The sequence below is a fragment of the Acetobacter farinalis genome (genome assembly GCF_011516935.1).
Classification (GTDB): Bacteria; Pseudomonadota; Alphaproteobacteria; order Acetobacterales; family Acetobacteraceae; genus Acetobacter; species Acetobacter farinalis.
The window spans coordinates 35,919-58,216 of sequence record NZ_WOTF01000012.1 but is presented as its reverse complement, the minus strand read 5'-3'; the positions used below and the strand labels follow the sequence as shown (position 1 = coordinate 58,216).

Here is a 22,298-nt window from a genome sequence, read left to right as displayed (position 1 = left end):
ATCGTCACTCAATGCTCGTGCCATCACCATCTCCATCAATGGAAACGGTGAATCACAATCTATGCCCCATGTCACCCCACACGATTCATCGTTCAGTGGACGTGCTCTAGAAACAATCGTCCATGAATAGGAGAAAACATCCGCTCCGGCTACAAACGATGCTTCATGCCGAGTTCTTACTTTTTAAAACGCGGATACATCACGCCAAAAAGCAAACCCGTTAATATATGCATTGGCAGAAGATAGGGATTTTAGGAGTTACCTCCTTTGGGTTCTTGACCGGACTCATTAAGCAAACTTCTCTGAATAGAATCCACCAGTCGGCTACCCGCACCAACAATTTTAGAAAGTACTCTGAGTTGTTCTCTGCAAGAAACACTTTCCGTAGGATGAGGATAGTTTATTTTATGATCTATCTCCCCCCAAATCTCTTCGAATAAAGTACGAACCTGAAGCTCACAACACACCGGGGCGTCCTTACGAGGTTTTATTAAATAATGAACGCTCGTATAGCTAGTATCTCTTTGATTAACTTCCACCTCAAATTTCTTAAAAAACTCTGACGCTTCTGGATCCCAAGTGAAAGCTTTCGCTTTTTCTGCAAGCTCCCAGTCGCCACTTGAAATTTTTTGGCGAATACTGCGATCTATTATCGTGAAATCATCTTGAAAAAGAAGCAAAATTCTGACCCCAGCAAGATCGGTGATCTGCTCAAAGACATTATCAGGTGTAATAATTCTTTTCGGCGTAGACTTTCTATCAATCTTATCGCGCAGATGTGATAAATCTTTCATTCTGCGCTTCATCGAGTGAATGACACTTTTACCGTGAACGCGTACGCTAGGGTGAGTGAGGAAATACTCATGGACGTTCTTCATGAATATTTCTACATCAGGCATACCTTTGTCTAAGGCCTCTACAAATCCCGACCATGCTACATCATCCATGTCACACAGCCTCCAGTCGGTTGATAACGTCCTTCGCGAAAGCTGCATAGGCTTCACGAGTTGCTTCGTAGATTTTTCGATTTCCACGTATTGTAGATGCGTCTTCAGCTTCTAGATTTTGCGATGCGGGAAGAAGCCACATCGGTAGGTGATACTTTTGAGCCATACTCGGAAGCGTATTGTGTCCGTGAATTACCGAACCATCACCAATACTGTGATCTAGAGAAAATTTATTGACATCAATGAGCTGCTCAGAGGGAATAGCATTAATAATAGTTCTAGGAATTAATGATGCGTAATGGAAATGAGCCTTCGCAATCCCTAGATGATTGGTAGATTTTGAGCCCTGCAGTTTCCTTGCATTGTAAAGAGTAAAACCAATAAATTTCACAAACTGCTTTGAAAAACTGTGACGCTTGGCATCAGATATAAGTGTAAAAATACTATCATACTGACGCTTCCAAAGTTTCAACGCCGATCCAATATTCCTAATACCATAAAGGGAGAATAGGTCAGGATTGGCTGGAACCAAAAATGCGTCTGCCTGAATGAGGATATTTCTGTTGAGCGCGCCTAAGGATGGAGAAGTATCTATAATTACGATATCGTACCCGTACACCTTTGCGTATTCTTCCGCCATGGATCGAACGCTGGTGGCGGTGCGAATAGACAAGGGGTCTCCAGAATAGACGCTACTGAAACGCTCTGCAACTTTCCCCTCGAACATATGGAGAGTGAGACGACCGGGGATCAAATGAAGATTTGAGTTTAGTATCGCTGGTGGCGGCAGAGTTTTAAGCTCCTCAGTCCCGTCTTCGATAGGCTTCAAACTAAAATGCACAGATCTTACAGATTGCGTTAGGCTCTGAAATTCCTTCTGACTATCATTTTCACGGGCAGCCTTGAAATCTTCGATATATTTATCTTCTGGCACCCATATGTCAGCAATAAAATCTTCATTTAACGCATAAATAGTCAAGTTGCACTGAGGATCCATATCAATCATCAGAACCTTTTTTTTTTGCTCCGCTAATGCATGAGCAAGATGATAGGTAAGAGTGGTTTTACCAACACCACCTTTGTTATTAAATATCGAAAGTATCTTCATTTGGCGCTTTCATTTCGATAAAGAAAAAATAAAAATCTTTCCATCATCCCCAACAGTTTACCACGACCGCGATGCATACTCGTTTCGTACACTTTCTTCTGCAGACTGAGTGCCCTCGGACGAGTTCTGGACCAGTTTATTTTAAGGCATGCGTATCAGCAAGAGTGCTTCCTATTGTACCTCAGAAAAATTGCAGCACCAGACTCCAATGGGCTTGACAACGAGATTTGTTGCGTCTCGCATGACCTGCAGTTGAGGATCCAACTCAGACGCGAAAAGGCACAATATTCACCTCTGTTTCCCGAAAATTCGAACAACTCCTCATATCTCTTAAATAAAGATGAAAGCAGATTAACTGTACCTTCAGCAGCCTGGGTGAAGCCGGTTTATTACCAGTGTCAGGTTATCTTGATGCTGCTTCAGTAATGCCACACCTCCATAAAATCCCGATATAGAGTTATGTTATAAATAATATACCTAGGAAAAATATCTATAATATAATTTAACTCGAAAAAATTTTTTCCTGGTATATTTTTTCAACTAAATATAAATCTCTAATTTTACTTTTGAATCCCCCATATAAATGATATTTCTTATTTATATTTAGTCTAATATTATCTGTTTTACTCAGAGTTTCCTGAATCTCAGTCCTAATCGGGGTGTGTTTTCGTGGTCCTTAGAGCCTGTTTGGAAAGTGGTTGAAGTGTGATTCAAGCTCTGGATGTGGACGCCTGAGCAGAGAGGCCGCATGGCCAGGATTACCCGCAAGACGAAGCGTTATCCGTCTGACATGACGGAGGAGGAATGGGAGCGCATCGCACCGTTGATGCCCGAACCGGGACGCACGGGGCGTCCGCGCGAGATCGAATTTCGCGAGGTGATCAACGCGGTGCGTTATCTGGTTCGATCCGGCTGCGGCTGGCGGATGCTGCCGATCCATTTCGGGCATTGGCGTACGGTCTATGGTTGGTTCAGGGAATTGGCCCGGCGGTTCCTGTTCCAGACCATTCATGATGTGGAACTGATGCTTGACCGGGAGCGATCGGGCCGTGAAGCCAGCCCTTCGACCGGAGTGATCGACAGCCAGAGCATCAAGGCGCCGCACGCGAAAACAAGAGGTTACGACGCTGGAAAGAAGATTGTCGGGCGCAAGCGGCATATTGCCGTGGATACGGACGGACGCCTGCTGATGGTTAACCTGACGCCGGCGGACATCTCCGACAGCGCCGGAGCGCAGATGATCCTGGACGCGATCCGCAAGCGCTGGCCGTGGGTCAAGCATCTATTCGCGGACAGTGCCTATGACCGGCTTCAGTTGATGGACAAGGCTGCCTACCCGGACTTCGTCGTCGAGGTGATTCGTCGCAGGGACGGAGCGAAAGGCTTTGAGGTCCTCCCCCGGCGCTGGGTCCTGGAGCGAACCTTCGGATGGATGACCCGATGGCGACGCCTCGTGCGCGACTACGAGCGCCGCATCGATGTCTCACAGGCCATGATCTTCGTCGCCATGGGCGCCAATCTCACCCGACGAAACGCTCATCCATGAATTTCCAAACAGGCTCTTATAGTCCTCTTGTATTCGGAGCCTTCTCTGATGTGGTGGCAGGCGGGGCTATAAGCGTTCACTGTAACACCACTGAAATTTCTGGTAAGACTTGCCCTAAAGAGGCCGGTGCACGAGTGCAGGCTGGGAGTAACAGATAACAAGGATGGTTATGGAACATCAGGTCAATTCTTTATGGAACCAGTTTAATACCTGGCTGCCCGCAGTATTGAGCTATACGGGGCAGGTTGTGCTGGCGCTTGTCGTGTTGCTGGTTGGCTGGAAAATCATCAACATGGTGACGCGCGCCATGGGCCGGATGATGGTAGCGAGCCATATCGAGCCAACCTTGCAGGGCTTCCTGCTGAGTGTTGCCGGCCTGTTGATGAAGGCGCTGCTGCTGATCAGCGTGGCGTCCATGGTCGGGATTGCCACAACCTCGTTCGTCGCGGTTCTGGGGGCGGCAGGTCTGGCTGTGGGTATGGCCCTGCAGGGAAGCCTTGCCAACTTTGCCGGTGGGGTTCTGATTCTGCTCTTCCGCCCCTTCAAGGTTGGTGATTCCATCAATGCAGGCGGCAGCGTGGGCACTGTAGAATCCATCGAGATGTTCCGCACTGTGCTGCGTGATGCGCAGAATAAGCTGGTGTATGTGCCCAATGGCACACTTTCGAACAATATTGTTATCAACAGTTCACAGTCTGACAGGCTTCAGGCGTCCGTCACCCTCCTGATTGACTATAATGACAATATTGATCAGGCCCGCACCCTTCTGCTCGCTCTGGTGGAGAATGATGCGCAGGTGCTGAAAACACCCGCACCGTCTGTCACGTTCCTGCCGCAGGCTGCGAATGTGTCCGCCACTCTCAGCTTCTGGTGCGCGCCCGCCACTGTAACGCCACTGGTTGGAACCTATTCTGAGGCCGCCATTCAGGCTCTGAAACAGGCGGGGTTCCGTCTGGGTGTTACCACACGCGCCGCGGAGTGATCCCGAAAGGCTCTCTCAAGGCGACATCAGGCAGGAAAACCGGATAACGCGTTTTCCTTCGTGTTGCGTTTTCAGCGCGGTGCCTTCCCCTGAGGACGCACCGCGCTTTTTTTATGTCCCGCCCTGCCCTGCCGTGGCAACCGGGCGGAAGGGGGCTGGCGCACGTGCCAGCGCCAGCAGGGCATCCAGATCAATATGGGTTTCCAGATGGTCAGCCAGCGCGTTGAGCGCCTGTTCTGTCACGCTATCATGATGTGCAGGCAGGGGAGCTTCGTACCATGTGCCGCCGAGGCGGAAGGCGGCACCCCCCACGCGGGCCAACAGGGCCAGCCGGGCGGCGCGCTCATGAAAAATGCCGTGCAGATATGTGCCATAAACCTGACCATTGGCTGAGCATGCGCCTTCCTCCACCCCGTTCAGCATGAGCAGCGGGCGCGCACGGTCCGCGCCCGTGGTGCGGCCTGTGTGCATTTCATATCCGGAGACAGGTGCTGTCGTTCCGGCAAGGAACCCGGATGCGTCTTCCAGATGCTTTTCAGAACTCAGCACGGTCTGCACCGCCAGAAGGCCCAGTCCTTCAGCCTGACCGGCAGGCCCTTCCGTGCCGTGCGGGTCTGCCACGGCTTCACCCAGCATCTGATACCCGCCGCACACCCCCATGACATGCCCGCCGCGTGCCAGATGAGCCGCAAGATCCTGCGCCCAGCCTTCGGCCCGGAAGGTAGCTAGGTCAGCCAGTGTACCCTTGGAGCCGGGCAGCAGCACAAGATCACACTCCGGCAGGCGCTGGCCGCGTTGCACAGGCAGAAGCTGCACGCCGGGTTCTGAACGCAGGGGGTCCAGATCATCAAAATTCGCAATCAGCGGCAGCAGCGGCACGGCAATGCGCAGAGGGGGAGTATCCCCGTTATGCACAGAAATGTACACAGGGGGGCGGGTGCCGTGAGTGAGTGTGGCAAGCAGGTCCGCCGTATCTTCCGCCGGGAGGGTGCGCACAGTGGGCAGGTGCGGCACGAGGCCGAGGGCGGCCCAGCCGGTGCGCTGCGCGATGAAGGCCATTCCATCATGAAACAATGAGGTATCCCCTCGCATTCTGTTCACGATGAAGCCTTTGATGCGTTGGGCATCCTCGGGCGACAGGACAACCTGCGTGCCCACAAGGCTGGCAATCACGCCCCCACGGTCAATATCCCCCACCAGAACCACAGGGGTATCCACAGCCTGTGCAAAGCCCATATTGGCAATGTCCCGCGCCCGCAAATTGATTTCTGAAGCCGAGCCAGCGCCTTCCACCAGCACAAGATCCGCCTGCTGTGCCAGATTTTGAAAACTTTCGACGACTTCAGAAAGAAGCTGATCCTTTCTGCTCTGATACTCCCGTGCGCCCAGCGTGCCCCGCACACGCCCGCGCACCACCAGTTGCGCCCCGGTTTCACCCTGTGGTTTGAGGAGCACCGGATTCATATCCACCACAGGCGGCACGCCGCAGGCGCGGGCCTGAAGAGCCTGTGCGCGGCCTATTTCCCCGCCATCTGCCGTAACTGCGGCATTATTGGACATGTTTTGCGGTTTAAAGGGCCGCACCCGCAGGCCCCGCCGGGTAAAGGCCCGCGCCAGCCCGGCCACCAGAGTTGATTTCCCGACACTCGACCCCGTTCCCTGCACCATCAGCACCCGGGCGCTCAAAACTCCACTCCCTGCTGGGCGCGAACACCCTCACGGAAATGGTGTTTGACGAGGGTCATGTCTGTCACCAGATCAGCCGCCTCAACCAGTTCCGGTTTCGCATTGCGGCCCGTGATCACTACATGCTGGCCGGGGGGCCGGGCGGCCAGTGTGGCCAGAACTTCCGGCAGGGGCAGATACTCATACCGCAAGGCGATATTGAGTTCATCCAGCACCACAAGGGCGACATCCGGGCGGGAGAGTGCCTGCGCGGCAACAGCCCATGCCCGCTGGCAGGCCGCGATATCCCGCGCGCGGTCCTGTGTTTCCCACGTAAAGCCTTCACCCAGCGTGTGGAACTCCACAAGATCCTCAAACCGCTCCAGCGCCCGGCGTTCGCCCGTGTCCCACGCGCCCTTGATGAACTGCACCACCACCACGCGCCGCCCATAGCCCAGCGTGCGCAGGACCAGTCCGAATGCGGCGGTCGATTTGCCTTTGCCCGGCCCGGTATGGACCATGAGCAGTCCTTTTTCGATCAGCTTCCCCGCGACCTCCTGATCCTGCACGGCCTTGCGCTTCTGCATTTTTTCACGGTGGCGCACTGCGTCCTCCTGCTGGTCCGCCACAGGGCGGCTTTCGGCTGGTGTGGTGGCAGGCTCCGGGGAGGAAGGTGGTGAGGAAGAAGTCATGTCAGGGTGTTCTCTGCCGTGAGAGGGCGGTGGCTCCCCGACCATGAGCCGGGTGCGGTTTCGGGTGCGGCGTTATACGCCCCGGTTTTTACATGGGCATCCACCATGAATAGCCGGGCAAATCCCTGCGGCATGGACGGGGCCAGCAGTTCCGGCGGGGTGCCCGCCGCCAGCGCACTGAGCACACGCAGCGGGCCACCATGAGAGAGCACGCAGGCCGGTGTGCCCGCCTGATGCACATCCTGCCAGAAGGACAGAACACGGCGGCCCAGCCCCCCGCCGCTTTCGCCCCCCGGCGGCACGAAGCCTTCCGGATCCGCCGCCCAGGCATCCAGCAGGCCGCGATCAATATTCTCCCAGAGCTGGCCTTCCCATTCGCCAAAATCGAGTTCGGCCAGACGCGCATCAATCCGCAGATCCATGCCCGTGGTGGCGGCAAGTTTACGGGCCATCTGCTGGCAGCGGGCCGCCGGGGAGCTGTACAGAACCTCGCACACCGCCCCCTGCGCCAGCACCGCCAGCCCGGATGTCATCCCTTCCCACCCCGGACGCAGGGCAACGTCCTGCCGCCCGTAACACATGCCATCCGGCACCATCACAGGCGCATGGCGCACCAATAAAACCGGGAAAGACTGCGCCATTTTTCTCTCCTCAGACCGCGGGGCCTGTTCTGTACTGCTCTCACGCCCTCTGGTACGTGACATTTTCAGAAGGCGTGTTTTCAGAAAACCGATCGTCAAACACCGCACGATGTGGAGCCGACGAGGCTGCACCACAAGCCAGCACATGAAAAAATGAACCTGACACCCCGCCCCTGCGCCCGCCACAGGGGCCAAGTGCTGTGCCATCGCCCGCCCGCAGGTGGGCAAGCGGGGTATCTGCCCCGGCCTCCAGCACCGTGGCGTAATGGAATTCGTGCCCGCGCAGGGTGGCTCCGGCCTGCCCCAGCACACCCGGTGCAAGCAGGGTGGCCTCCCGATAACCCAGAGTGAGTTTACGCCGCGCAAAAGAGGTGACATGCCCCAGCAGGCCGGTCATGCGATGGGAGACGCCTTCCGCATCTTCCAGCGCCTCACCCAGAACCATAAAGCCCCCGCACTCACCGTGGACCGGGCGGGTCCGGGCGAAATCCACCAGCCCCTGACGGAACCTCTCCGCCGCAGCCAGCCGTCCCGCATGCAGCTCCGGGTAACCGCCGGGCAGCCAGCAGACATCACAGGAGGGGTCCGGGCCCTCGTCCGCCAGAGGTGAGAACGGCACCAGTTCCGCCCCGGCCTGCCGCCAGAACAGGGCAAGGTGACCGTAGAGGAAGGAAAACGCGGCATCATCCGCCAGAGCAATGCGCTGGCCGGGAGGCGGCAGAACTCCAGAGGGCAAAGCTGCCGGAGCGGGGTGCCGCGACAGAGATGTGTCTGGCTGGTTTCTTTCGGGGGGAAGAAGTGCGGAAGAGAGCGCCCCCGGCAGCAGAGGCTCCGGCAGAGGGCTGGCAAGGGCCAGAATGGCATCAAGGTCCAGCTCGCGCTCGGCCTTGTCTGCCAGATCTTCCAGCCAGTCTGTCAGGCCTTCATGCTCCCGCGCCTGCACAAGGCCCAGATGCCGCTCCGGCAAAGGCGTGCCGGGCTGGCGGAGCAGCGTGCCGCACACCGGCAGGCCCGCCGCGCGGATGGCGTCTTCCGTCAGTCTCGCATGGCGCGGGGAGGCCACCCGGTTGAGCACCACGCCCGCCACCCGCACATCCGGCTGCCATGTAGCAAACCCGTGCGCCACGGCCCCCACCGTCTGGCCCTGACCGGATACATCCAGCACCAGCAGCACGGGAATGCCAAACCGGGCGGCGATATCGGACGGCGCACCACGCGCACCATCCGGCGCCACGAGGCCGTCAAACAGCCCCATGGCGGATTCAATCACCACAAGTTCCACATCCTGCCGGGCGGCATCCAGCGTGGCGGCCAGCAGGGCCGGGTTCATGCACCAGCTATCCAGATTGAGGCCGGGGCGACCGGTGAGAGCCGCGTGAAAGGCGGGGTCAATATAATCCGGGCCGGTTTTGGCTGCCCCCACCCGGATGCCCCGCCGCCGGAAGGCCGCCAGCAGGGCCAGTGTGACTGTGGTTTTCCCCCCGCCGGAGCGGGGTGCCGCCACCATGATGGCCCGTGCGCTCATGCCCTGCCCCCACGGACCTGCAGGCCCGGAGAGGTGTTCTGGAGCGATATCTCCTGCAAACCGGAGGCCGCACTCCAGCCTGCCCCAACGCCCCCGGCAATAAAGGGGTTCTGGACCAGAGCCTCGCTCTGTATCACGCCTGAAGCCACACCCGGTAGCGCAAACTGTGCCAGAGCCGCAGGCGCATTGCGGCTCTGGGCCGAGTGCGCGCTCTGGTTCTGCCACGTCTGGTTCTGATTCTGATCACCGCTCTGGTTTTGCGCCGGGTGCAGCACCGGAGGGGCGGCGTCTTCCAAAACCTGCGCCACGCTGTTCCCGCGTGGGTGCCACAGGCCACGCCGCCAGGCCTCGGCAAAGCGAGCACGCATGGCCTCCCGCGCTGCCGGGTTCTCACGCAGGAGGAACGCGTTACAGGCCTCATCCCCCAGAGTGACGGCAAAAACCCTGTCAAACTGCTGGTCAAACCGCTCCGGCAAGGTGGCGGCAAACCCGTGCAGGGCATCCAGCCCGCGTGCCAGTTCCGCAGCGCCTGCGTAGCCGTGCCGTTGCAGGCCCTCAATCCAGCGCGGGTTGCCAAGCCGCCCGCGCACAAGACGCGCCACTTCCTGCGCGGTGCTCCGCAGGCGGGGGGTGTCCGGGCGGGATGTGTCCCCATGCCAAAGGGCCGGGCTGCCCCCCTGCGCCGCCGCCGCTGCCGCCAGGCCGCCCTCATGCGCTGCGTTTTCCGGGCTTTCCAGCATGTCTGCTTCAGCATGGTCCTGCACGTGCAACACAGCCTCCGCCTGACCCAGCAGGCTGGCCAGAGCGGCGGCATCCTGCCTGCCATCCCGCCCGCCGCCGTAGGTCCATGCGGAGCCTTCCAGCCACGCCTGCGCCAGTGCGGCCTGATCCTGCCACGCGCCGGTTTGCAGGGCGGCCTCAAGCCCGGTGCCATACGTGCCCGCCGCCGCACCAAAAATGCGGGCTGTGGCGCGGGTGCGGGCTTCCCCTTCCAGCCCGCGCACACTGGCCGCCAGAGGATTCCACTCCGGTGGTTCACGTCGGGCTGCCACGGCACTCACCACCTGATCAAACAGGGCGATCTGACCCGGAAAGGCATCCCGGAACAGGCCGGAGATCCGCAGGGTGACATCCACACGCGGGCGGTTGAGCAAAGGCAGCGGGATAATTTCAAACCCGCTGACATGCCCCGTGCCCGCAGCGCGCTGCACCTCCACCCCCATCAGGCGCAGGGCGAGCGCCATATCCTCCCCCCCAGTGCGCAGGCTCGCGGAGCCCCACAGGTCCATGACAAGGCGGGTCAAGGGCTCACCCTGTTCCTGCATGTGCCGTGTGAGCAGCACTGTTTCCATTTTTGCCGCCAGTTGCATGGCGGAGGGTGTGGGCAGGGCACGCGGGTCCAGCGTGAACAGGTTGCGCCCGGTAGGCAGCACATCCAGCCGCCCGCGCGTGGGAGCGCCTGCCGGGCCGGGCGGCACAAACCGGCCGGACAGCGCCGCCAGCAGCGCCTGTGCTTCCGCCGAACCGCTCTGCCGGATGCGGCGTTCCACCTCCTGTTGTGAAACACTCTTGTTTTGACAGGGAACATCCTGAAAGTGTGTACTGTTTTCAATCGCTGCGGAGGACATCCTGCTCGCGGATGCCTTTTGTGCCTGTTCCTGACGCCCGGCGGCCTCCGTTCCACCCGTGCAGGCCTGAAAAATAGTCTGCACAAGGCAGTCTGATTTGGGGGCGATCTGGCCAAAAATATGCAGGCCATCACGAATTTGCAGATCTTTTACATCACACAGATAAGCATCCAGACGGGCAAGTGCCTCGGCGTCATCATCCTCACCGGGGCGGACCCCGCTTTCTGAAAGAACACCGGTTCGCGCTGCTTTTTCCAGAATCTCCTTGCGCAGGAGGGCACCCCGGCGCGGGTCAAGGCCATCAGCCTCGGCATATTCATCAATCAGCCGTTCCAGTGCCTGCATGTCTGGAGAAAGCTCCGCCTGCATGACAGGCGGGGTCATATGCCCGATGGTTACAGCGCCCAGCCGCCGCCGCGCCGTGGCGGCTTCCCCCGGATTATTGACAATAAACGGGTAGATAATCGGCAAAGACCCTGCCAGCACCGCTGGAGCGCAGGAGGCCGACAGTGCCGCAGCCTTGCCGGGTAGCCATTCCAGCGTGCCATGTGTGCCCAGATGCACCAAGGCATCCAGCCGCCGCACAAGCCGCAACCACAGGTAGAACGCTACATAAGCATGGCAGGGCGGCGTATCCGGGCAGTGATACAGCGCTTTGCGTTCCGCACTCTGCCCTCGGTCCGGCTGGACGGCGAGTGTCAGGTTCCCCAGCTCCAACACCCGCATGTGAAACAGGCCATCCTGCACGGCAGGGTCCTGCTCCGGTTCCCCCCAGGCCTGTGTGACGGAGGCCATGAACGTGGCATCCAGCCCGGCGGCGAGGGCACGGTAGGTGGCGACATGGAACAGGGGAGCCGGTGCGGTATGAGCCAGCAGGGCCACCAGTTTTTCCGGCCCCGGCAGGGGCGTGGGGCCTGTCTCGTACCCCTCCGCCCGCAGCAGCGCGAGAATGGAAGCAAGGCTGGCAAACCCGTCCAGCCCCACGGCATGGGCGACATGCCCGGTTTCCGCAGCCAGCCCGGCACCCGGATAATCGGACAGGACAAGACCCACGCGGCGCTGCGCCGGAACGAGATGCCGCAACCGCGCCCACGCCAGCGCACGCGCCACGGTATGCCGGATGCCGGGTTCATACGGCACGCGAGCGGCGGGCAGACCGGGAGGGGCTTCTGCCCGGAAGGACACCGGGAGTGTGGCGATGCTGCCATCGAGTTCCGGCAACACCACCTGCATGGCGAGGTCCGACCGGGAGAGGCCGCGCGGGCTGCGCGCCCACATTGCCTGTGTAACGCCCGGTTGCAGCACCTGCAGAATAGGGGCGTCCGCCACCGCAAGCGGCGCGTTCCCCTGTGTGCTGCCCGAAGGCGCATTCGCGCCTGAAACCTCCGGGGCAGACCCGGAAGAAAACACTGTGGCGTTCAGCACGACATCCGGCCTGAACTGCTGAAGGCGCTCCGCAACACCTCTGGCGGCAGCAGGGTCTTTGAGAGATGTGACAAACAGCATCTCCACCGTGCACCCTTCCGCCGCCATCGCCTCGGCCAAAGCTTCGAGTGCGGCAATATCCCCCACCACAAGATGGGCACGGTAGAACAGCAGTGTTGCCCGCAGGGCCGTGCCGGGCGGCAGGCCCCCTGTGCGGGTCTGGATGCTGCGGCCCGAAGCGGTTGTCCGGCGCACCGCAGCCCCGGCCACAGCACGATACAGCCCCCAGCGCGGCAGAGGCTCCGGTTGCGCGCCCTCATCCGCCCCCTTGCCCGCAATACTGGCCATCAGGCGCAGGGCGGCGACCATATTTCGCACACCGCCATACTGGAAAAATCCGTTCAGGCGGCTCCTGATGTCAGGAGGAATGGTTGAAAGTTCAGCCAGACGCGCATCATCCGCCGTTCCGGCAGAGGCCGCGTCCGCTTGCGGCGCGCTTGCAGGCTGCGGGGCGGTATCAGCTTCCTGCGGCCGGGCCTCACCCGGCAGCAGGGCCAGTGGCACGCCATGCGCGCGGCACCACGCGGCCAGTTCCTCCGCGCCGTAGCGCCAGTAATCCAGCCCGCCAAGCAGCCGCACCACCACGCACCGGGCCTGCGCCAGTGTGGTTTCCAGATACAGGTCCACCGACATGGGGTGGCGCAGCCGCACCAGACTGGTGACCTGAAGGGAAGGCGCTGTAAGGCCCGCCTCTTCCTTCAGCCGCTCCTGCGCGTGGAGCAGGCCAAGCAGGTCACTCTCCGTAAAGGAGAGCACCACCAGATCAGCCGAAGGCAGGCCGAGGTCTTCCGCCGCGTCCTGCTCATCAAGCGTCCTGTTTTCCCGAACAAGAAGGTGCATGCGGGCGGCCCTGCCTGATCAGGCCACGAAGGCCGAGGCCGAGTCTGCCGTGAGAGCGGATGTGATGGCCGCCTTGTCCAACCCTTTCTGCCCGATCACCACAATATGGCCCGTGCGGGAGTCCTGCGGTGTCAGGGGGCGGTCAAACTCATGCCGGAAGCGGGTGCCCACCCCCTGCACGGCCAGACGCATGGCTTTGCCCTGCACGGTGGCAAAGCCTTTCATCCGCAGGACATCATACCGGGCCGCGACATCCTGCAGCAGGGTCAGAAACCGTTCCACAGAGAGCTGTTCCGGCACAGGGACGACGAAGCTTTCAAAATCATCATGCTCGTGCTCGCCTCCTTCCGCATCATGGTGGGAGGGGCGGGCATCAAGATCAGCCTCCGCCGCAGCGCCAAGGCCGAGCAGGACAGCAGGGTCCACCCGCCCTTCCGTGGCGCGGAGGCTGCGCACCGGGCGGGGGCTGAGGCGCTGGATATCCGCCTCCACCGCTTCAAGCTGCGCGGCATCCAGAAGGTCGGTCTTGTTCAGGATAATCAGGTCCGCCGCGTTCAACTGGTCTTCAAACACTTCGGCCAAGGGGTTGTCATGATCCAGCGAGGGATCCGCCTCACGCTGGCGCGCCACGGCTTCCGGGTCATCCGCGAAACGGCCGGAGGCCACAGCGGGGGCATCCAGCACGGTAATCACCCCATCTACCGTCATGCGGTTGCGCACGGTGGGCCAGCCAAAAGCCTTCAGCAGAGGTTTGGGCAGGGCTAGGCCGGAGGTTTCAATCACCACATGCTCCGGTGGATCCGCCCGGTCCAGCAGAGCTTCCATGGTGGGCAGGAAATCATCCGCCACGGTGCAGCACAGGCAGCCATTGGTGAGTTCTACAATATCCTCCTCCCGGCACCCTTCCACACCGCACCCCCGCAGGATTTCACCATCAATCCCCAGAGAACCGAATTCATTCACCACCACGGCAATACGGTGGCCCTGCGCCTTCTGCAGGAGGTGGCGCAGCAGCGTGGTTTTCCCTGCCCCCAGAAAACCGGTGATGATGGTGACGGGCACGCGGGCGGGCGGAGTGGTCATGAGAGTGGTCATGGCAGTCTTATTCCTGAACAAGGGCGGCCGAGGCCGGAGCAACAGAGGCAAGGGCAACCGGGGCAACAGCCGCGACGGGAACGGCGGCAGGCAGCGCAGCAGCAGGGGGCTCGGCAGCAGGGTAAAGAGCGGCAGGCAGGCGGCCCAGCACCATATCCGCAAGGGAGGCCGGGCGGCGGGAGGGCATGACCGTGCCGCGAGGAGACGCTGCATAAAGTCGGGCATAGGCCAACAGATCTTCCGCTTTTTCCGGGCCGAGGTGGCCCAGAAGCCATGTCCAGCGCCCCGGCATGGCGATGGCCGCCGTGCACCCCCGATCACACGCCGCCAGACAGGAGACAGGATGCAGCGTAAGGGGAACCAGCCCCTGAGCCACAGCCGGACTGGACGGCACGGCAGAGAGCACTGGAGGCTGCTCAGAGGCGGAGGACGCATGCCGGGGCACAGTGTGCGAGGCGGTGTGGAACGCAGGCTGGAGCGCGGAGCCCGGCTGGGTCTCTGCATCGAGAAGAGCGGTCAGGCGCTCCAGAAGCTGTGCGCCAGGCGGGGTTTCCATATCCGGGCCACCACGGCGGCAGGTGATGCACACATGCAGCACCGGACCTTCCGCCGGAGCAGGGGGAGGATAAGAAGGAGAAACTGAACAGGCTGAAGAGGCAGGCATGAAAATTCCCGATCAGGCGCCAGCCCTTGCGGGCAGCGCTGAGACAGGGTGCTAAAACAGTGCTCCCGCACATGCGGAAGAGGCGCACAGCCCGGCGCGCCCTCGCCTTCCGGGCACCCCGCCGGACACGACACCTCAAAACACCGGCAGGCCCGAACGGGCGTGCGGCTGATGGCAGGTCTCCTGGCTTGCACCGTGCAGGATGCAAAGGTGGATCACACCTTGCGGTCTGCGACCCTGCCTGCCTTCCCGGCTCGCTCTCCGAGACCGGTGGCGGTGCCTGTACCCCGGAGAACCCGGGCAGGCATGTGGCAGAGCATTCAGATACTCACAGTTGCGGGGGCAGCGACGGCCTTGCAGCCGAAGCTGCGCACCGTTCTTCCCTTTTCATCCCTTGCGGGACACCATCATGGGAGCAAGCATCGCATAATCAGGGTATTTTTCAAGCCGTAAGGGACGTGCTTTCTGCACAGCCCAGTTCCGCTCCGCACCTCCCCTTTTCGTATCCGCAGGGATACTGGTGCGCGCGGGGCCTTCAGGCGTCCCGGCCTCTCCCGGCGCACCCCGGGGAAAACGGGCCTTGCGTCTGCCCGTTTCCCCCATGCCCGTTCTTGCCTGTGCCGGATTTACCCACACCCGGCATGCCTCTGCCGGGTTCAGCTGTCCGGTTTACCCGTGCCCGATAGTCCGGCTTTTCCAGCAGGCGCTTTAGTGTGCAGCTTTACGCAGGGTGTTCACCTGTTCCGGCGTGACATGATGGTCCCCCGTGCCGAAGGTCGCAGTCACATAATTCACCAGACGGGCAATTTCCGTATCACTCAGCCGCTGCACGTCCGACTGACCATCAAACCCCGGCATGAAGGCATGTGCCCCACTTGCAGTGCGGTCCACGCCCTTCAGGATGGTCATGACCAGATTATCCGGACGCCCCGCCCCGACTGTGGAATTGGCAAACAGAGAAGGCACATAATGGTCCTGCACGCCTGCACCATCCTGCCCGTGGCAGGCCGCGCAATTGGCATCATAAAGGCGCGGGCCATCCATTTCCGTCAGATCATCAATCCGCTGCGGGCCTCTGGTACGGATATCCGGCACGTCCGCCGCCTTGCCGACGGCATCACGCGGGGTATGATCCAGCTTATCCTCAATGGGAGCCACCTGTTTGATGAAGGTCGCCAGCGCATGCAGGTCCGCGTCCGTCAGGTGGCTGGTGCTGTGCTCCACCACCTCGGCCATTGGCCCCGCTGCCTGTGCCCGGCTCTTGATGCGCCCGGTGCGGAGATAGGTTACCAGATCATCCCCGCTCCAGTTCCCAATCCCGCCGGTTTTGCTGGACGTGATGTTGGGCGCATACCATGAGCCAAGTGACGCACCGGCCAGATATTGGTCATGCTTTTCACTCATCAGGGCATTACGCGGTGTGTGGCAGGTGCCGCAGTGCCCTAGCGCATTGGCCAGATACTGCCCGCGCCGCACAGTGTCATACGTGCTGGAATCACCCGTTTCCGGTTGTTCCTTACGCGCCATAAAGTTCCACGCCACCATGGCGGAGCGCATACTGGCGGGGAAAGCCAGTCTGGTCTTTTCCGTATCCTGCGGCACAGGTTTCACGGAATGCATGAACCATTCGTACAGGGCTTTGACATCCTGATCCGTCATGCCCGCATAAGAGACATACGGCATAACCGGATAAAGATGGGCCCCGTCCTTCCGAACGCCGTGGCGAACGGCATTTTCAAACTCGGCTTCCGTATAGGAGCCAATACCGTGGACCGGGTCCGGTGTGATGTTGGTGGACACCACATTGCCCATCGGGGTGGCAATTTTCAGCCCCCCGGCAAAGGGTTTCCCGCCCGGCATGGTGTGGCAGGCCACACAGTCCGCCGCGGTGGCGAGGTATGCGCCACGCGCCAGTTCGGCCTCTACCCCTTCAGGCCGGGTTGAGGGTGCAGGCTGCACCGGAGCGGAAGACTGCGCCAGTGCCGCCGGAGCAAGAGCCAGACTGCCAAGGGCTGTTCCGGCAATAAGGGCAGACCACAGGATATTTTTGAAATCAGGCATGGAGCAGTTCTTTTTTCAACGTGTCAGCAACACGCAGCGCCAGTGCTGCGACCGTCAGGGTGATGTTGCCCGTGCCCACGGTTGAGAAAACTGAGGAACTGGCAATAAAGAGATTTTCGTGATCGTGCGTCCGGCAATGGCCGTCCACAACGGATGTTTTCGGGTCCGTCCCCATGATGGTGCTGCCGGAGGGATGGTCCTGCGGGAAGTAGCCGGGTGTCCACTGCTCATCCGTGCCGTGCATCAGGCCGATCAGCTCCCTGAACACGGAGCGGGTATGGTCACAGCTCTTCACGGTGTATTCAGGCAGTTTGTAATACACCTCCGGATGCGGAATACCGAGAACGTCCTTTTGGGTCTTGCTCAGGGTCAGCCGGTTTTCGGGGTCCGGCAGGGCTTCGTTATGGCTGAACAGCCGCACGGTGTGAGAGGCCAGATAGCGGATCTGCTCTTCCAGTTCCCGCCCGACATATCCTTTGGAAATGGCAAGCTGGGTGGCAAGATCCACCTGATTGTCATCCACCATATGGACCAGATACGCGCCACGCTCATTCCGCCAGTCTCCATCACGGAAACTGTCAATCACGTTGGTCAGCAGGGGGCCACGGCCCGGCCACAGGGCTTTATCGCCGCTGATAAACGTCACCTGCACGCCGGTGTGGTCCATCATGTTCCGACCTACATGACCGGAACTGTTGGCCACACCCTCCGGGCTCTGCTCATCCGCTGAAACCAGAAGCAGTTTTGCCGTTTCGATACAGTGCGCGGCAATCACGAAATATTTGCCGGTTACACGGTGGGACTGTTTATCCGGGTCATAATACTGCACGCCGGTCACGCGCTTGTTCGCGCTGTCCCGCTCGATTTTATACACCACGGCGTTCGGGATGAACTTCGCCCCGGCGGCCTCGGCATGGTATACGGAATAACTGCCGTTATACATTGCCCCGATGGGGCAGATGGGCATGCAGTTATTATGGCCCTCACACGTCGGGCGGGCATCATACGGGCGGGTGTTGCGCGCCTGTGGTTCATGCACCACGCGCCAGGGTGTTTTTTCATCAATCAGTTTACGGAACTGCTGCGCCGCATAGGAAATGGGCAGCGCCTCCATCGGGTAAGGCTGCTTGCGCGGAGAGCCCAGATCTTCCTTCGCAGGGTCCGGGCCGCAGACACCCATCATGACTTCCGCCTGATAATAGAACGGCTCCAGATCATCATATTTCAAAGCCCAGTCCCGCCCCTGCCCGTAGCGGGTTTTCAGCTCGAAATCAGAAGGCAGATACCGCCATGCACAGCCGGCCCAGTGCCATGTGGTGCCCCCCATCATGCGCAGATACACCTGCTGATATGCTTCCGCATCCGGCCCGGTGGTGTGCAGATAGGCATTGGGGGTCATCTGGTTGGGCGGATGCACGGCCCATGGCACGGAAGGAAACGGCCCCTGATAGGAGGGCTTGTTTTCCAGAGTGCGGAAATTTTCCACAAAATGCTGCCGGTCCACACGCGGGCCAGCTTCCAGCACAATAACGGAAATACCGGCACGCGCGAGTTCATTGGCAATGGAGGCCCCGGCAACGCCGGACCCGACAATGACAACATCTGCGGAAAGGGTCTGTTCGGAAGACATACGGCTGATATTCCCGCTCTCAGGTCGGTTCTACGACGAATTTCGAGGGTGAAAGAGCTGGGTGCCCTGTAGGGCGCGCCACCTCGGGTGGCTGGCTGGTCCAGTAAAACGGGCCGCCTTCCGCATAGGTTTTCGGGTAGACGGCATCCTTCGTGATGTCGAACATCAGGGCGGAGCGGTACACCACCACCTTGCCATCCGCCACACCACGATACCAGCCGGTCAGGATGTCATGAATCACATCCTTCAGGGCCGGATCAGCCTTTTCCGCTGCGGCGGCAAACTCTGCGGCACTGGCGAACTGCCCTTTTTCCATCAGGCCATGCAGCGTGCTGATCTGCCCTTGGCGTGCAGGGTTGCCCTGCACCAGTCCGGCATGAAGGGCATTCCCGATCCGCAGGTCCAGCGCGGGGCGGTCCGTCAGCTTGCGGGACACGGCCATGAACTGCGCCGCTTCCGGCCCGGAGTGGAGGATGGAACCCGCATCTGGCGCAGACGTGGCGTGTGTTTCCGCCGCAGTCGCACCAGAGAGGCTGGCGGCGGCACCGGTTACGGCAGCGCCCATGCCTGTCAGCAGCATATCGCGCCGGGACATCCGCAGGAGGCGGGCCAACCGCATGGCATTGGGCGAGACAGTATGCAAATTGGCCGGCACGCAGGGGTTTTCCTTGGGCCACTCTTTCTTCATGGTCAGTCCTTTCTCGCGCGGCGTACACGCCGGACGAACCACCGGGCAGAACAGCCGTGGTTCCCCTCATTATCTCATCAAGGCCTATGCCTATAATGATATAACAAGGCCGCTTCCAGCATCAAATTGAACACTGCGCGACATTCCCCACAACACAGAGATGTGTTGAACGCTGGCCTGTCTCCGGTCTCTTTTTTTGGGTGTATTTTTAAGCCAGATGATGTGTATTTTTTCCGAACATCCCGAAAAAGCGCCATATTGACCGCATGGATGCGTCTGTTATATTGCTATCAATATATTTTTCATGTCAAATATTCCCACCCTAACAAAAAGGGAGTTTCCGGTGACACACCCCGGCCTGCCCGCTCTGGATGACTCCGCCTTCAGTTCCATGGCGCTCACGTTTCGTGTCATGCGGCTGGCGGCTGTCTGGCGCACGCGGCTTGAACGCGCCCTGCGCCCGCACGGCATGACGGTGGCCCTCATGCGCCCTCTGGCGTATCTGATGATGATGCCCGAAGGCACCACGCAGCGGGATCTGGCCCTCATGATGGACACAGACTGCTCCGCGCTGGTGCGCGTGCTGGACCTGCTGGAAAAGGAAGGGCTGCTTGCCCGCGTTCCAGACCCGCAGGACCGCCGCGCCAAATGCCTGAGCCTGACCCCGGCGGGCCGCGAGGCCTGCGCCCTGTTTCACTCTGTTGCGGGCGAGGTGGAACAGCATATGAAAACCGGCATGAGCACGCAGGACGCACGGGCGCTCCTCACCCGGATGGATGCTCTTCTGGCCGTTGCACACACCCTTCCCGCCTGACAGTCCGGACCCGCCCGCACCATGCTCCGTACCCTTTCAGATCAGATAGGCCGCCTGCTGCCCTCCATTTTTGTGCAGGATGAAAAATGGCGCGCCATGCTGGGCACCGCGGCCTATACGGCCAGAGTTTTCCTGTGCATTGGTATCGCTCTTTTTCTGGCCTTCATGTTTCAGCTTCAATCTCCCATGAGTGCGGCCACCACGGTGCTGATTGTGGCAAACCCCACAGTGGGAGCCATGGTTTCCAAAAGTGTCTGGCGTGTGATTGGCACGCTGCTCGGCGCGGGCATCAGCGTGGGAGTCATGGCCGCCTTTATGCAGTCTCCCGTGCTGTATTTTGCCGCACTCTCCGCTTTTGTGGGGCTGGCCTGCATGGTGGCCACCTTTCTGCGGCTGTTCCGCGCCTATGCTGCCGTGCTGGTGGGCTATACGATTGTGATTGTCGCCGCACCGGCCTTTTCCAACCCGGAGCATATTTTTCTGGCAGCCATGGGGCGGCTTTCCGCCGTAACCACCGGGGTTGTGACTACCGCCTTCGTGTTCATGCTCACATCTCCGCGCAAACCGGCTCTGGTGCTGGGTGCGCTGGGGGAGGTCTTTCGGGAGACCGTGCGCCACGCGCTCTCTTTCTACACAGCGGAAAGCCAGCATACCGCCCCGGTTGATGCGCAGGACCACACGGCAGAGCAGATGGAGCGGCTGGAAAGCACAGCCTCCTTCCGCGCCCTGCCCCCGCCGCTGTATGACAGCCGCAGCCACCTGCTGGCCCGCATGGCCGGACTTGGCCCCGCCATTGAATATGCCGCCGCGGATGACCGGGACATGCAGGCCCGCGTCAAGCGCCTGCGCATTGGCCTGAGCCGCCTGACGGGGCTGATTGTCACGTATCACCCCTACTGGCTGAACCTCTCTCTGGCCAACGGGGCCTCCTCCGCAGTACACCGGGAAGTGGCCACAACACTGGCCCGCATTCTGGACCTGACGGAAAAGCCGGACTGGCAGGACAACCCGGCACCGGTTTCAGCCTGTATTCACGACACTCTGCGCAAGCTGGAAGCGCTTGAACACCAGTCTCCCTCCCCCTCGGTTCTGGCCTCACTGGACAATACGCGGGATGTGCTGGTGCAGCTTGATCAGGCCCTGCATGACCTGACTATCCAGCGCCCGACCCGCGTGCTCATACCGCTGCGCCCCTATCTGGAATGGCCCATGGCACTGCGGAACGGGGCACGGGGCATGTTTATCGCGCTGCTGGCAGGCATGATGTGGTACGTGCTGCACTGGAGCAGCGGCCCGATGCTGATGCTGTTTGTGGTATCGGCCTCCAGCCTGCTTTCCACCACGCCCTCGGCCGCCAAAACCAGCCCCATGATGGCCTTTGGCACCGCTCTGGCCATCCCCTCCAGCATGCTGTGCCACGTGGTGGGGCTACCGCAGATTGATGGCTACCCCCTGCTGTGGCTGACACTCTGCCTGTTCCTGCTGCCCGGTGTGTGGCTCCAGTTCCACCCGCGCTACAGCATTGGGGCGTTTGGCTACGCGGTGTTTTTCACCATGATGCTGGCCGTGAATAACCCCATCACCTATGATGACCTGACCTTGACCAATAACTGGCTGACCATGGCGGTGGCCTGCGTACTGCTGGTTCTGGTCTTTCGGGTGATCCTGCCCGCGAACCACCGGCTGGATGCGGCACGGCTCGTGTCTTCTCTCACGCGCAGTGTACAGCGTCTGGCTCTTGCATCCCCTAAAAGGGAGGTCATGTGGGTGGCATGGGAAGGATTCCAGATTCAGAAAATCTCCCGCATGATGATGCGCTTTTCCTTCCTGACAGAAAGCGTGGACCGGCAGGGCTATACGGATGCCGCCTTTGCCGCTCTCTCGCTCGGGCGGCTGGTTGTGCGCCTGCGCTGGAACGCCAGCCACACACTGCGTGACAGACAGGCGCATGCGCTTCTGCAGGAGGCTCTGGAAGCATTCCGCCTCCTGCATCGCGCCCCGCTGGAAACGGCAGACCGGCTGAGCCATGCGGCCTACAGGATCAGCACCCTTCCTGACAGCGCCCCCACCGCTCTGGCGCGGGACCGCGCGGTGTCCTGCCTCGAACAGGCGGCCTATATCATCCGATCAGCACCGGGTTTTTTCGATCGGCATGGCCCGCTGCACCTTGGCCCGGACATGCCCGGTGCGGATGCCCCTGTTTCCGCCGCCGTTCCGCGCCGGAGCGTGATGTTCGGGTAAGGCCGGAGGCAAACACGGGGTGGGTGCAGGGCTCGAAGGGTCAGGC

General features: G+C 60.4%; 15 protein-coding genes, 1 pseudogene and 1 riboswitch. Of the genes and pseudogenes, 4 read left to right on the top strand and 12 right to left on the bottom strand.

What is annotated here, in order from left to right; translation table 11 throughout:
* Positions 1-251: 251 nt before the first annotated feature.
* Positions 252-947, bottom strand: a complete 696-nt coding sequence (locus tag GOB82_RS09745) for a (p)ppGpp synthetase (protein ID WP_166122551.1) — start codon at positions 945-947, stop codon at positions 252-254.
* A gap of 1 nt (position 948) precedes the next feature.
* Positions 949-2,055 (bottom strand): ParA family protein, encoded by a 1,107-nt coding sequence (locus GOB82_RS09740; protein ID WP_166122549.1) that lies wholly within the window; start codon positions 2,053-2,055, stop codon positions 949-951.
* Positions 2,056-2,776: 721 nt separating this feature from the next.
* Between GOB82_RS09740 and GOB82_RS09735 the strand changes: the two genes are divergently transcribed.
* Complete coding sequence (locus GOB82_RS09735; protein WP_166122547.1) at positions 2,777-3,601, top strand: IS5-like element ISGdi2 family transposase; 825 nt, start codon at positions 2,777-2,779, stop codon at positions 3,599-3,601.
* 163 nt (positions 3,602-3,764) lie between these two features.
* Positions 3,765-4,583 carry a mechanosensitive ion channel domain-containing protein gene (locus GOB82_RS09730; RefSeq protein WP_194300451.1) on the top strand — a complete coding sequence of 273 codons (819 nt, stop codon included), beginning with the start codon at positions 3,765-3,767 and terminating at the stop codon, positions 4,581-4,583.
* 111 nt (positions 4,584-4,694) lie between these two features.
* Here GOB82_RS09730 and GOB82_RS09725 read toward each other — a convergent pair whose 3' ends face one another.
* The 10 genes and pseudogenes from GOB82_RS09725 to GOB82_RS09680 all read right to left on the bottom strand — a co-directional run bounded on the left by GOB82_RS09725 (position 4,695) and on the right by GOB82_RS09680 (position 19,197).
* Complete coding sequence (locus GOB82_RS09725; protein ID WP_166122569.1) at positions 4,695-6,251, bottom strand: cobyric acid synthase; 1,557 nt, start codon at positions 6,249-6,251, stop codon at positions 4,695-4,697.
* A 14-nt stretch (positions 6,252-6,265) separates the two neighbouring features.
* Complete coding sequence (gene cobO / locus GOB82_RS09720) at positions 6,266-6,940, bottom strand: cob(I)yrinic acid a,c-diamide adenosyltransferase (protein ID WP_166122543.1); 675 nt, start codon at positions 6,938-6,940, stop codon at positions 6,266-6,268.
* Positions 6,937-7,581, bottom strand: coding sequence for a histidine phosphatase family protein (locus GOB82_RS09715; RefSeq protein WP_166122541.1), 645 nt, complete (start codon positions 7,579-7,581; stop codon positions 6,937-6,939). Before GOB82_RS09715 ends, cobO begins: the two co-directional genes overlap by 4 nt.
* Before the next feature lie 40 nt (positions 7,582-7,621).
* A complete protein-coding gene (locus tag GOB82_RS09710) occupies positions 7,622-9,106 on the bottom strand; it encodes a cobyrinate a,c-diamide synthase (protein WP_166122539.1) in 1,485 nt (494 codons plus the stop codon).
* On the bottom strand, positions 9,103-13,059 hold the full coding sequence (gene cobN, locus GOB82_RS09705) for a cobaltochelatase subunit CobN (RefSeq protein WP_166122537.1): 3,957 nt from the start codon (positions 13,057-13,059) through the stop codon (positions 9,103-9,105). Before cobN ends, GOB82_RS09710 begins: the two co-directional genes overlap by 4 nt.
* An 18-nt stretch (positions 13,060-13,077) precedes the next feature.
* Positions 13,078-14,154, bottom strand: coding sequence for a cobalamin biosynthesis protein CobW (cobW, locus tag GOB82_RS09700; protein WP_242007320.1), 1,077 nt, complete (start codon positions 14,152-14,154; stop codon positions 13,078-13,080).
* 103 nt (positions 14,155-14,257) lie between these two features.
* A pseudogene (locus GOB82_RS09695) lies at positions 14,258-14,818 on the bottom strand (DUF1636 family protein); the annotation flags it as partial.
* Between the two features lie 156 nt (positions 14,819-14,974).
* Positions 14,975-15,242, bottom strand: a riboswitch (cobalamin riboswitch).
* A 284-nt stretch (positions 15,243-15,526) separates the two neighbouring features.
* Complete coding sequence (locus GOB82_RS09690; RefSeq protein WP_166122535.1) at positions 15,527-16,879, bottom strand: cytochrome c; 1,353 nt, start codon at positions 16,877-16,879, stop codon at positions 15,527-15,529.
* Positions 16,872-18,509, bottom strand: coding sequence for a GMC family oxidoreductase (locus GOB82_RS09685; RefSeq protein ID WP_166122533.1), 1,638 nt, complete (start codon positions 18,507-18,509; stop codon positions 16,872-16,874). Before GOB82_RS09685 ends, GOB82_RS09690 begins: the two co-directional genes overlap by 8 nt.
* Positions 18,510-18,528: 19 nt before the next feature.
* On the bottom strand, positions 18,529-19,197 hold the full coding sequence (locus GOB82_RS09680) for a sorbitol dehydrogenase family protein (protein WP_242007319.1): 669 nt from the start codon (positions 19,195-19,197) through the stop codon (positions 18,529-18,531).
* 289 nt (positions 19,198-19,486) lie between these two features.
* Here GOB82_RS09680 and GOB82_RS09675 point away from each other — a divergent pair, with 289 nt between their 5' ends.
* Together GOB82_RS09675 and GOB82_RS09670 are read left to right on the top strand one after the other, a co-directional pair.
* A complete protein-coding gene (locus GOB82_RS09675) occupies positions 19,487-20,011 on the top strand; it encodes a MarR family transcriptional regulator (RefSeq protein ID WP_166122561.1) in 525 nt (174 codons plus the stop codon).
* Between the two features lie 21 nt (positions 20,012-20,032).
* Positions 20,033-22,252, top strand: coding sequence for an FUSC family protein (locus GOB82_RS09670; RefSeq protein WP_166122531.1), 2,220 nt, complete (start codon positions 20,033-20,035; stop codon positions 22,250-22,252).
* The last annotated feature ends 46 nt before the right edge of the window (positions 22,253-22,298 follow it).